Below are 12,081 nucleotides of genomic sequence, written 5' to 3' on the forward strand. Positions count from 1 at the left end.
AGAACATCCATCTCAGCAGGGCCACGAGCCCCTATACGCTTACGACACGAACCCGGCTTTCACCACGAACCACGGAGAGCCAATATAGGTGATGTCGTCGACGAACTTCGCGCCAGGTCGGTCCGCGGTGAAGTCCCTTCTCACCAGGTCCGGAACCGCGGCAGCACCTTCAGCGTCTGCCTCGGTGGTGACCCGGAACGGGCGCGGCTGACACGGCACCAGTTCCTCGGTACGCATGATCGAGCGCACCAGCTCCGGGGAACACAGTGTCCCTTCGGCGGCGAGGTCCGCGTGAATCCGCCGGTACCCGTAGGTCCCGTCGGCTGCCTCGAAGAAGTACCAGATACGCACGGCCAGCAGCTCTCTGCGGACCGCAGTGGCAGAGCGGGGCCAGCAGAGCCAGCCGTAGAATCCGGAGGTCGACACAGTCAGCCACCGGCACATCTTCCACACCGGGTCCGTGGCCCCAGAGTGTTCTTTTGGAAGTCGATGAACTCGTACTTCGCCACTACCGTGGATCCCGTGCAAAGTACGAGGCCGCTTTTTTCAAGAACGCGGACTCAGCCCGGAGTTCCTGGTTCGCCCGCTCGAGTTCCTTCAGCCGGGCACGTTCTGAAACGCTCAGATCGGTCTCGGTCCCACCATGGGATTCGCGGTATTTCATCACCCACCGCCGCAGGGTCTCCGGCCCCACCCCGTAGGCCTTGGCGACATCCACCACGGGCTTGGACGTATCAATAACTTCCCGGGCCTGGCTAAACCGGCGACGCGATTCAGACATACTGCAGATCTCACTTTCAGTAGAAACCTCAGTTTAAAAGGTCCCACTGCCCGAAATCCTTAGGCCGCTCAATTCTTCACCGCGACACGGTGGAGGGTTGTGAGCGTTCGCTGGTCTCGCGCTAGATCCGGTGTGGAGCCCAGAGTTGTTCTTTGTGGACGCGTCCGTTGGAATTCATCGAATAGACAAGCTTGTAAGGCTGCTGCGTCTCGGGTGCCTCAATCGCCCTGCGCATACCGACGAGGCCCAGCAAGAAAGTGACGCTTTGGGCTAGAAATCCGGGGCTCCGTTCCCCCTCGACCACTAATTCAGTTGAATGGACCATCTGGACGGTCCTGCCTCGCTCGACCGCTCGCGAGCGGATCGCCTCAAGCTTTGGATGCAGCTTCTCTGCTGTAGGTTCGCGTTCGCTCATGCCTGCCACGATAGTCGGACGGGTCGGCGAAACTCCACCAGTACGACCATGCCGTTCGATATAGGGATCGGCGGATTCAAGTGGTCGTTGCAACAGAAGCCCTTCGATCAGTTCGATCGGTTTTCTGAACTCTAGTCTTCTACGGGGTGGGTCGTTGAGTTCCTCGGCAACCCAGTCGAGGTCCGCTTCGCTGTGGATGCTCAAGTCGGGGCCTTGTGGGCCAGCCAGGATCTCAACCGAATTGCCCGCCTTAATCCTCCAAAACCATGAAGGTGTGCCAGCTTGTGACATCGCCGCATGACTCCTGGCGGTCGATGTCCGTGCTTGGCAGCTCACCGCCGCCCAGTGTCAGCATCGCTCCCGCGGGAAAAGTGGTGCCATCAAAAGTCAGTTGTTCGTTCCGCCATTCCGGGTTGGATTCCTCACGGAATATGGGCAACACGAGTTCGTCGGCACGCGTTACGACCAACAGACAGCCGTCTACTTCCACGAGCTGGCCGGTAAGTGCCCCGGCCGGGCCAGCGGAATCCGGGGAACTGAAGGTGTGAACAGTCGGCTTCCCAGATACGCCCTCCGCTTCTGTCGGTGAAGAGACTGCCGTGGTCTTCGTTTCTGAAGGCGAAGCTTCGTTGGCGGCCGCACCGCACCCGGAAACAGCTAGCATCGCGATCATTGCTGCAGCTGCTTTAGCGAAGCTTCGATTTGGATGTGAAGAGCTAATCATTTTCAAAATTCCCCCTATTTGATGACACTGAATGCGTGAAAGCTACTCATGGTTGTTGATGGGTTGGCTGGCTCTGACGGTCTACTCCAGGGGCAGTGGGGGGACCTGGGACACCACCCACTGGTTGTCCGCCACGCAAGACTCGGGCGTGTAATAGCCCTCGGTCCCATCCACGGGGATGACACCGGAAAGGTCCCCACCTCCTACGGCAATTTCCTGCCCGAGTTCATAGGTGGTTCCGAAGAAGGACAACACTCCGTCGGACCAGGACGCGTCCGTGTTAGGGAAGTACGCCACGTACCGAAGGGTTTCAGCGGCTCTGATGTACACACAGTCTCCTTCAAGGATCAACGTACCGGTCAACGATGCGGCCGCTGACCCCTCCCCTTCTGGCGTGTAAGTCGCCAACGGCGACCCAGCCGGCACGGGCGCCGTAGGTGTAGTGGGTGTCGGCTCAGCCGATGACTCGGCCGTACCGGTCGATACCGGCGCCGTGGGGGTCGGTACAGCCGATGGCTCCGCCGAACCGGTCACCGCTGGGTTGGGTTGATCTGCCGGAAGGGGGGACACGGCACCAAAATTCCCGCTAACAACGACGGCGACACCCACCGCTGCCGCAGCCGCGATAGCGGCTATGGCAGCCGCCCACCGGCGTCGCCGGTTCAAGGGCACCACCGACGGAATTCGGTTTCCCTGGTCATCGCTGAAGACCAGGAGCTCAGATCGGTTCGAGTCAGAGCCCCCGTATAAGGTCTCGGTCCGGACCGGGTCAATCTCTCGAATGAGTTGTTCGATAGGGTCCATTTCAGGCATCTCCCTCGGCCAACAACTTGGCGGGAATGGTTTTCGCGAAGGCCTTACGAGCACGATGCAAACGGACCCTCACCGCAGCCGGGCTACAATCCAAAACCTGGGCAATATCGGAGGCCGCAAGATCATCCCAGTACGCCAGCAACAGCACTTCCCTGTCAGCCTCCCGCAACCGAAGCAAACCAGCAGCAACGGCTTCCTGCCGCCCATCAGGGTTATCGATCCGAGCTGCCACCCGGACAGATTCGTGAAGACGTTCCATCAGCAGACCGGCGCGTTCCCGTCGTCGATACTCGTTACCCACCACGTTGCGGGCAACCGCCAGTAACCACGCTACCGTCATATCGCCGGCATCCGGATATCTTTCCCAGGCAATCCTGAACACATCGTTGGTCAGTTCATCCGCCTCATCACGGCTACTCACCCGGCGATAAATGTAGTTGAAAACCCGCGGTCTGAGCTGATGGTCCACCGCGGCGAATCGTTGATCGTGCTTCCCCCCGAACACATCTACCCCTTACGACTCAGTGACTGCCTCTACCCCTCTAGTTTCGGCGCAAGCGAGAAATGTTACAGGTGAGACAAAACGAGATCCGTAGACCGGCCAATCACATCCCTCAGATCTCCATGACTATGCCGCCTGCAACGGAACGAACGTCCATTCCTTATGCCGATCCCGCACCGCAACACTCTGTAACGTTTTCGGTGTTTCCAGCATTTTAGTTAGTAGGTTTCGGCTGCCGGCCAACGCCCGGCGAAAGTGATGGCAAAGGCATTCAGCGCGGGTTTCCACCGTACGGTCCAGCGTGTCCTGCCAGCACCGGTGGGGTCAAGAGACCGGGTGACGAGATAGAGGCATTTGAGCGCGGCAGCCTCGGTCGGAAAACGTCCACGAGCCCGTACGGCCCGCCGGTATCGTACGTTCAGCGACTCGATTGCGTTCGTGCTGCAGATGAGACGGTGCGGATCTCAACGTCGTAGTCGAGAAAGGGGCGTGATCCGTCAGCTCGTCCAACGCGGCTCGGGCTGCTGCAGCATTCGGTGCAGTGTAAATCGGGCGGACATCTTTTTTGAGGGCATCCCAGTCCTTCTTTGACGCTAGCCGGAATGTGTTCCTGATCAGGTGGATGATGCATGTTTGAACCGTCGTGAGGGGCCAAACGTTAGACACTACCTCCGGCAAACCTTTCAGGCCGTCGCAGACGAGGAAGAACGTATCGCTCACGCCCCGGTTCTTCATGTCTGTGAGGACGCTCATCCAAAACTTGGCCCCTTCACCGCCGTTACCGGCCCAGAGGCCGAGGACGTCTTTTTCGCCTTCCAGCGAGACCCCGATCGCCGCGTAGATGGGCCTGTTGGCCACCTGGCCGTCTCGAATCTTCACCACGATCGCATCGATGAAGATCGCCGCGTAAACGCTATCGAGAGGTCGGGAGGACCAGCTGGCCATTTCCTCGGAGACCTTCTCGGTAATCCTCGAAATGGTCTCCTTGGACACCTGCGCCCCGTAGATGTGAGCGAAATGGGCACTGATCTCCCCGGTCGTCAGGCCGTGGGCATAAAGGGAGAGAACCATCTCGTCGACACCAGTCAACCGGCGCTGGTGTCTTCTCACAATGACCGGATCAAACGTCCCGTCCCGATCCCTGGGGACCTCGATCTGAACATGTCCGGTCGCTTCGGTCAGGACTGTTTTCGGTCTTGATCCGTTTCGTACGTTTGAGGTCTCCCGATCCTGGGCAGCCCGGCTTTTCTCATGCCCGAGATGATCGGTCATTTCCTCATTCAGCGCAGTCTCAAGAACCGTCTTCGTGAACTGCTTCAGCAACCCATCGGGGCCGGTCAGGGAAAGTCCCTGCTCGGCCGCAATCCGCACCAACTCTTTCGCGGCGACCTCTTCGGCAGAGGGATCCGCCTTGTTTTTCTTCACAGCATCCAGTGTCGTCATCACGGCACCTTCCCCGCCAGACTCATGCCCGACGTGTCAGGCCAAAAACACCAAATTCCGGACAGTCCCGCGGTCCATCAGTAACGGCCCGGTAACGGGATGGCAGCTTTACTTGATCAAGGAAGCCGACCAGGGCTTTCTAGACAGAAAGGGTCAGTGCTATGTCCTTCCAAGATGAAGCCAACAGCGCTGTGGTAGTTATGCAGGTCGGTGATAGCGCGCCGGTAGTTCACGAAGGTGTGTCGACAGGAGAGGTCGTCGAGATTGTTGCACGTGCTGATGAGGGCATCGCGCAGCGTCTCCGAGCCGCAGAGGATCGGGTGAGTGCTATCCGTTCGGAGGTGGTAGGGGATGCTGACCTGACCGTTGAATACTTCTTGATGCAGCGGGCTCAGAGCCGTGGAGGAGAGCTGCTCAGTCATGATCTGGAGCATCTGGACCCGAAGGAGCATCAGGGTCGGGTGGATCAGTACCACCGGTATGCCGAGGTCGGATCGGCTCTTCTCTACCGTGATCGAAACTTCAGTGGTGGGTCGAAGTTCTTCACCGTCACGTGGCCAAACTTTAAATGGTGGCCCTACAAGTTCAATGACACCGCCTCGTCGGCGAAGGCCTGGGGCGGAAACATCCTGTTTCAACACACCTGGTATGGGGGGCGTCGTCTCTACCTTGTCGGGTTGCCGTATGTGGAATTTCCCGATCTTGAACGCTTCGATTTCAACGATAGGGCCAGCTCGTTTGTATCCCTTCCTTAATTCAGTCCCGCAGCTTCGTTGTATTGCTGCGGTTTCATAACCTCAGCTATGCCGCCTCCGCAGCAGTGATTGCTCTATCCGTGAGAATGGACATCAGCACCATAAGCGCCAGGGTTAGGGTTCCCATGATGCCGAACATGGCTTGCAGGCCCAGCCACTGGGCCAACAAGCCCCCGGCGGCCGCTCCGAGAGGCATGGTCCCCCAGGCCAGAAGTCGGTAGGCGCTGTTGACACGGCCCAATAGCCGGTTCGGAGCGATACGTTGACGCAACGAGACTGTGATGACATTCCACAGCACAATCAGCAAGCCGCCCACGAAGAGAATTGGCCCTAATACGTAGGGATTACTCGTCAGTGCTGGTCCTCCGACGAACAGTGCGCACCCAAGAATGGTGAGCGCTAGAGACTTGGATCGACCCAGTTTCGCTTCCACTGATTCGGCGATGAACGACCCGATGAAGGCCCCGATGGCGGACGCCGTCAGCAGGAGGCCGAATCCGACTTCGGATAGCCTCATCTCTGAAGCGGGCCCGACTGCGAAGAGGACGAGGACGGCGAAGGCCGCACTGGAGGCGAAGTTGAGGATGCCGGTCATCAGCGCAAGGGTGCGAAGAATCTTTTGATTCCAGAGAAACTTCAGACCTTCTCCGATGTCGAACCTCAGTGTGGTCTTTTGTTCCCGTTCGACCCGGAAGCTGCCAGGTAGCAGGAGCAGCCCGCCCACCGCTGCAAGCCACAAGGCCGACGGAAGGGCGAATCCTGCAACCACGCCGATGCCGATCAGCAGCCCGCCTAGTGGAGGTCCAATGAATTGGTTGGCGGTGAGTTCAACAGCGTAGAGCCGGCCGTTGGCGCGTGAAAGCTGATCTTTGTTCACTACTTGGGGCAGGATCGATTGTGCCGAGGTGTCGTAGAGAGTTTCTGCTACCCCGACCATCAAAGCGACAACATACAGAGCCCAAATGGACCCAAGGTCGAGAAGAATCACCGCTATCAGCAAAGCGGGCAGGACGGCACGGCTCAGGTTGGCCCATAGCATCAGCTTTCGCCGGTCCAATCGGTCGGCTAACGCTCCGGCGGTCAAGGCGAAGAGAAGCCACGGAAGGGTCGCGGCGACGGTGAGGCCGGCTATCAGCGTCGGAGACTGCGTGAGTTGAATCGCCATCAGGGGTAGCGCGATCTTAAAAACTCCGTCAGCCAGATTGGACAGGCCCGAAGAAATCCACAGCTTCCAGTAAGCAGCACCGAGAGGTACTCCGTCCTTGGTTTTCACTTGCGCAGCGCTATTTGCCATGTCCTGAACCATGGCACATTGATTTAGAGAATTCAAGGGGGTGGATTTTTCCAAATAACCCATAGGATAGATCTATGGCCGACAACCACCAACGGGACGCAGTACGGCAGAATCCGGCCGCAAACGCTCAAGAAATCAAAGCACTGGCTCATCCACTGCGCCTGAGGATCCTTCGATTATGCGGGCTCCACGAACTGACCAATAAACAACTAGCCGACCGCCTAGAACACGATCCAGGGACCGTGCTCTATCACGTGCGCCAATTACTCGCAGCAGGATTCCTCGAACCCGCTGCGGTTCGGACTGGCGAAAGCGGTGCACTAGAGAAGCCATACCGTTCAACAGGGAGATCGTGGAACCTAGATACCGCACTGCATGACGCGGGCCCGGAAGGCCCCCTCGCGCCGCTGGAAGCGTTGCGCGAGGAACTTACCGAAGCAGGGCCGGACTCACTCGCCAACCTTTCACGCTTCGTATTGCACCTCTCGCCACAAGACACCGAGGAACTCATAAACCGGGTCTACTCAGTGCTCAGCGAATACACCGACACCGACCCGCAGCGATCCGATCAGCCTTCATACGGAGGCCTCTTCATCCTTCACAAAACAGCGGACCAGATTGACGACCAAAGCGAAAAAGGGAGCGTGGACTAACGAGATGGGGCTGCTTGATGTTTGCTTGTCGCATTCAACGGTCCCAATCACCCGATAACGTTCTATTGCGTCGTGCCCAAACTTCCGGGGTCCCGGCTAGCGCGGTGCTTGTCTGGGCCTTTGAAGGCCTGCCCGGAAAGCGGCGCGTAGTAATGCATGTTGCTCGGCGACGAGTCACGGAGCTTCAGCTCTTCATCAATCAGTCTAGTGAAGGCCGCCGCGGCGTCGGGATTCGTTGGTGGCATCTTGCTAGTGAACCGGGGCGAGCCGGCGGCTCCACCACAAGAGACGACGAACCCATCGCCTAGCTCAGCGGCGAGCCGCTCAGCCAACTCTTCGGACACTGCCTCCGACGCCTCCGATTTCTCAATAAGGAGACCATCGACTCCTCCATAGGAACTGCTGTCCCAGGCGGTTAGATCTGCAACGAGTTCCTCCGTCAACACCGAATCGGCATAATCAATGGGACCGTTCGCGGCCCATATAGGTGAACCTGCATAACCGGAAAACAAACGGACGATATGGCGACCACCATGCGAAGCCATCTCCTCTTCATGCTTTTTCAAATTCTCGATCTTCCTGTCGGACTTCCCGGACAAACGATCAATGCCTAGCCGCCCTCGGCTGTGAAAGTCAGGTCTAGTATCTCCTCAAGGAACCTTACCGGCGGAGAAACATTGCCATACCGGTGAGAATGTCAATGCTGTTGGAGACCACTTCCCCAGCCTGATTTGAGCCCACCCCACGTGATGGCTCGGGCGGGGAGTATTCTTTGAGTCCCCACTTATGATTCGGGGTGATTGAGTACCAGAGCTACTACCGTTGCTGAAAGGTGAGCGCTTGTCCGAGTGGGTTCGCATAGGGGCCAGACCGAAACGCAACTGCGTGTGGCTCGAGGTCTACGGACAAGGTAAGCCGAAGGTCACCGGAGAGCCCTGGTACATGCCCGACGGTGTCACCAGTGTCTATCCGTTCATCGTGGACTGGCGTCCTGAAGAACTTCCCTTCCCGGTATGGCTTGCTCCCTACAACGGAGGCAAGAAGTTCGGTGACATGCTGTGGACTGGTGGGCTGGCGTTGAAGATTGTTTCCACTGGTTTCATCGAGGCACTTCGCGCCGCTGAGGTCACCGGTTACCGAACTTTCGACGTCGAGATTCGAGACCACGCTGGCTCGCCTGTCGAGGGATACACCGGCTTCGCGACCGATCCGTCCCCGGGCTCTGACATCCAGAACATCTACGGCCAGACGTGTCAGAACTCTGCTTTCATCGCCACACAGCGTGTCGTCGAGGCCTTGCACGATCACGGAGTTGACCAGTTGGACATCAGCCCCTACACCCCCGACTGAGACCAGCCGCTGTTCATGGTGACTTAGTTACTCCCAGAACCAGCCAGTAGTGGCGCCTCACATGCGAGCACCCTCCGGCTGAGAATGTCAACGTGGGTGCAGTCCACTTCCGCAGCCCGACTTGAGCCCACACCACCGGAAGATGGAGGCGTTGCGGCGGAAAGCTCTTTAGGGCTTCGCTTCCGGGGCGGTCTATTCCGGGTGGTCGATAGGACCGGCGGGGTACTGTTTGAGTTTCCAGTCACAGTAAGGGGGTAGTAATGCGAAAATTTTCATCCCGGCGGCTTGCGTTAGCTGGTGGCATTGCGGCTATCCTCGCGATCGTTTTGTACGGGGGCGCAACGATCGCTTCAGCGATCGAGTACAACATGACAGAAGCGGCAGGGCTGCCCATCGACGGTCCACCAACGGTGATCCTGATCGTCGGCACGATCGGGATGATCCTGGGCCTCATCGCGCTCGTTCTGCTGATTTCAGCTTTAGTGGTTTATCAGATGGCAGGGCGAAAGACACCCCCACTAGTTAGGTGGCCGCGTTGATTGAGCGGCAAGCATCTCTTTCCACCGCCTTCGTCGGAGTCGTGATCACGGCGGTCGTATTCCTGGGCTTGCGGGCCGCAGGTGTGTTCACCGCGCGGAACGTCTTCCAGCCTGCGGAAGGCTCGAGCGTAGCGCCGTTCCTGTATTGGGGCGTTCTGTTCTCCTTCGCGGGATTCACGCTCTTGCTGAGCTGGCGGCTGGGATCACGGTGGGCTGCGCGACGGGGCACGGCTTGCCTTGTCGGCTCGATGGCAGCAGGAGTGCATGTGGTTTCGTGGTGCGCGGTTGGAGTCCTCGTCGGATTCGAGTCCGCAACGGGAGGTCTGAGTGAGTTTGCGTGGATGTCGGCCCTGCTGGTTCTCGCGGTTTCCACCCTGGTCTTCGTTGGGGTTTGCTTCAGTTTCCTGCGCCCGGCTGCAGTCTGAGCCCTGTTTGCTGGCACCCACCTGAGGTGCCGGCAACAGTTCTCTAATCATTGGGAAGAACCGCCCTAGATCAAGGCCCGGTCATCGCCATTGGTTTACTAGTTCTACTGGTGACGATCATTGGGGCGCCCATCGCCCTTGCTGGCCTATTGGTGTGGCTCACTCTCACGTTAGCGACGTTTGTTTTCAGCGCGTACTACATCGGGCGGCTCCTGTTCCGGGGCAACCAACCTCCCGTTGTGAAAGCGCTCTTCGGCGGTGTGATTCTCATCGTTGCCCTCCACATTCCATGGCTGAACATCGCAGTATGGGCCGCGATGGTGTTCTTCGGTCTTGGCGCACAACTCTTGGAGATCCACAACCGGAAGCCGTGGCGTCGCGATCGACCCGAGAGCGCAATTACCCCGCCTCCACCCTTCGCGGCGTCCACCACAGTCGAGGGCCACGCCGTGACCCAAGCCTGAGCCATCAAGGGGACAACCGATACGGATAGCTAGGCCCCCAGCTCGCTACTGACCTGGATCTTGTGTTTCAGAAGGGCACACCGATCATGGAGGTTCTAGAGCCTTTTCCATTTCCAGTCCTGATGCTCACCTGACACTGGAGGGAAAGATTATCGTGAAAACTCTGGCACACGACAAAGCGACCGTCGCCATGTTTTTACCGTCGATTGTGGCAGTAAACGGAACGACACGAGGGCTTTAGAGCACCGCAAGATGCAGAGGGTATAGCCCGAATAGGTGACCTTGGGCCCTGTCTCGAATTTGAGGACCCGAGGGGAATAGGAAATGGCCGCGTGTTAACATATCCGGCACAACAACCGCTTGCTTCTGCGGCGGCGTCTGATTCGTTCCGAGGGTCCGGCTGTGAATACCATCAATACTCTCTCGCAGCCGCCCGATTCGGAGTAATAGAACTCGATGCGACCAGGTCCGACACCACCACAGTTCGGTTAAAGGAGCGGTATGCGGAACCTTCAGAGAACCAAGCCCCCTTGAGCACGCGCTGATCTGGACTGCGGTTTTTGTTGTAACGGTCAGTATTGGCGGTCTCCTCCGGGGAACCCCGCAAATTACCGCGCCAGCTGGCAAAGAAGGCGAATAGCAGCAGGTGACTGTGACAGGTTCAAGTGGCCCCACTGTGACGGTTTGAACCGGACCCACCTAGCGACTCGCGGGGCTTCTTGTGACGGTTTGAAGCGGCCCCACCCCAGCGTTGGAATCATTGATTCGTTTCCAGTGGTGGAGGTCAGGAATGAGAGTACGCGTGGAGGTATTCGCAGCGATCCGAAGGGACGCCCGGATGGAGGGCCTCTCCGTTCGTGCGCTAGCGGTTCGTCATGGAGTCCACCGCCGCACGGTACGGGCAGCGCTAGCGTCAGCAGAGCCGCCGGAGCGGAAGAGACCGGCGCGTCGCTCGCCACGACTTGATGGGTTCAAGCCAGCGATCGACGCGATGCTCGTCGAGGACACGACGGCGCCTCGGAAACAACGTCACACCGCGCGAAGGATCCTTGTCCGGCTAATCGAAGAGCACGGAGCTCAGCAGCTTTCGTATTCCACGGTTCGGGACTATGTCCGGGTTCGCCGTGCGGAGATCGACATTGAGGTCGGCCGCAGAGTTGAGGTGTTCGTTCCTCAGGAGCACGCGCCCGGAGCGGAGGCCGAGGTGGACTTCGGGGAGGTCTGGGTCGTCCTGGACGGCGTGAAGACGAAGTGCCACATGTTCGTCTACCGGCTCTCCCACTCCGGAAAAGCGGTCCACCGGGTTTACCCTACCCAGGCGCAAGAAGCGTTCCTCGAGGGACACATCGACGCTTTCACCGCTCTCGGCGGTGTCCCGACCAAGCACATCCGGTATGACAACCTCACCAGCGCGGTCACGTCGGTGGTCTTCGGGCAGGGACGGCAGCGGGTCGAGAACGACCGGTGGGTGCTGTTCCGCTCCCACTACGGCTTCGACGCGTTTTACTGCCAACCCGGCATCACCGGCGCCCACGAAAAAGGCGGGGTCGAAGGTGAGGTAGGCCGGTTCCGCCGGAACCGGCTCTCTCCGATGCCCGTCGTCGCTAGTTTGGATGAGCTCAACGACCGCATCCGGGTGTGGGAGGCAGAGGACGAGGGCCGGCGGATCAACGACAGGATCCGTACCGTCGGTCAGGACTTCGACGCTGAACAACCGCTCTTGGCGCCATTGCCGGCGGAGACGTTCGATCCGGGGTTGGTGCTGACGCCGAGGGTTGACCGGTCCTCAATGATTACCGTGCGTATGGTGAAGTACTCCGTGCCGGCCCGCTTCATCGGCAGGAAGGTCCGTGTCTCACTACGGGCCTCTGAGATCGTAGTGTTCGACGGGCGCGTGATTGTGGCTAGGCATCAGCGAATCAC

12 protein-coding genes and 3 pseudogenes are annotated in these 12,081 nt (G+C 58.9%); 7 read left to right on the forward strand and 8 right to left on the reverse strand.

The features are described from left to right. Positions 1-81 precede the first annotated feature (81 nt). From ABD059_RS17600 to ABD059_RS17625, 6 genes and pseudogenes are all read right to left on the reverse strand, one after another. Positions 82-781, reverse strand: a pseudogene (locus tag ABD059_RS17600) (IS3 family transposase); the annotation flags it as partial. A 502-nt stretch (positions 782-1,283) separates the two neighbouring features. Next, positions 1,284-1,415 (reverse strand): annotated as a pseudogene (locus ABD059_RS17805) (IS30 family transposase); the annotation flags it as partial. 31 nt (positions 1,416-1,446) lie between these two features. Further along, positions 1,447-1,920, reverse strand: coding sequence for a hypothetical protein (locus tag ABD059_RS17610; protein ID WP_343882445.1), 474 nt, complete (start codon positions 1,918-1,920; stop codon positions 1,447-1,449). Positions 1,921-2,001: 81 nt separating this feature from the next. Then, positions 2,002-2,724 carry a hypothetical protein gene (locus ABD059_RS17615; RefSeq protein WP_343882447.1) on the reverse strand — a complete coding sequence of 241 codons (723 nt, stop codon included), beginning with the start codon at positions 2,722-2,724 and terminating at the stop codon, positions 2,002-2,004. A gap of 1 nt (position 2,725) precedes the next feature. Then, positions 2,726-3,238: an RNA polymerase sigma factor gene (locus tag ABD059_RS17620; protein ID WP_343882449.1), complete on the reverse strand. Its 513-nt coding sequence runs from the start codon at positions 3,236-3,238 to the stop codon at positions 2,726-2,728. 215 nt (positions 3,239-3,453) lie between these two features. Continuing rightward, positions 3,454-4,681 (reverse strand): annotated as a pseudogene (locus ABD059_RS17625) (IS256 family transposase). 158 nt (positions 4,682-4,839) lie between these two features. Between ABD059_RS17625 and ABD059_RS17630 the strand changes: the two are divergent. Further along, positions 4,840-5,433, forward strand: coding sequence for a hypothetical protein (locus tag ABD059_RS17630; RefSeq protein ID WP_343882452.1), 594 nt, complete (start codon positions 4,840-4,842; stop codon positions 5,431-5,433). A 46-nt stretch (positions 5,434-5,479) separates the two neighbouring features. Here ABD059_RS17630 and ABD059_RS17635 read toward each other — a convergent pair whose 3' ends face one another. Further along, on the reverse strand, positions 5,480-6,727 hold the full coding sequence (locus ABD059_RS17635) for an MFS transporter (RefSeq protein WP_343882466.1): 1,248 nt from the start codon (positions 6,725-6,727) through the stop codon (positions 5,480-5,482). 74 nt (positions 6,728-6,801) lie between these two features. Between ABD059_RS17635 and ABD059_RS17640 the strand changes: the two genes are divergently transcribed. After that, complete coding sequence (locus ABD059_RS17640; RefSeq protein ID WP_343882468.1) at positions 6,802-7,380, forward strand: ArsR/SmtB family transcription factor; 579 nt, start codon at positions 6,802-6,804, stop codon at positions 7,378-7,380. Between the two features lie 62 nt (positions 7,381-7,442). On the opposite strand, the gene ABD059_RS17645 is transcribed toward ABD059_RS17640, so the two are convergent. Beyond that, entirely contained in the window at positions 7,443-7,979 is a 537-nt protein-coding gene (locus tag ABD059_RS17645) for a hypothetical protein (RefSeq protein WP_343882470.1), read from the reverse strand. Positions 7,980-8,220: 241 nt separating this feature from the next. Between ABD059_RS17645 and ABD059_RS17650 the strand changes: the two genes are divergently transcribed. The 5 genes from ABD059_RS17650 to istA all read left to right on the forward strand — a co-directional run. After that, positions 8,221-8,730, forward strand: a complete 510-nt coding sequence (locus ABD059_RS17650) for a hypothetical protein (protein WP_343882472.1) — start codon at positions 8,221-8,223, stop codon at positions 8,728-8,730. A 260-nt stretch (positions 8,731-8,990) separates the two neighbouring features. Then, positions 8,991-9,269, forward strand: a complete 279-nt coding sequence (locus tag ABD059_RS17655; protein ID WP_343882474.1) for a hypothetical protein — start codon at positions 8,991-8,993, stop codon at positions 9,267-9,269. After that, positions 9,266-9,694 carry a hypothetical protein gene (locus tag ABD059_RS17660; RefSeq protein ID WP_343882476.1) on the forward strand — a complete coding sequence of 143 codons (429 nt, stop codon included), beginning with the start codon at positions 9,266-9,268 and terminating at the stop codon, positions 9,692-9,694. The genes ABD059_RS17655 and ABD059_RS17660 overlap by 4 nt, the downstream gene beginning before the upstream one ends. A gap of 110 nt (positions 9,695-9,804) precedes the next feature. Then, positions 9,805-10,158: a hypothetical protein gene (locus tag ABD059_RS17665; RefSeq protein WP_343882478.1), complete on the forward strand. Its 354-nt coding sequence runs from the start codon at positions 9,805-9,807 to the stop codon at positions 10,156-10,158. 790 nt (positions 10,159-10,948) lie between these two features. Next, positions 10,949-12,081 (forward strand): IS21 family transposase (istA, locus tag ABD059_RS17670; RefSeq protein WP_343882480.1); only part of this gene is annotated, 1,133 nt, incomplete at its 3' end.

This window comes from Arthrobacter flavus, from assembly GCF_039526005.1.
GTDB lineage: Bacteria > Actinomycetota > Actinomycetes > Actinomycetales > Micrococcaceae > Arthrobacter_D > Arthrobacter_D flavus.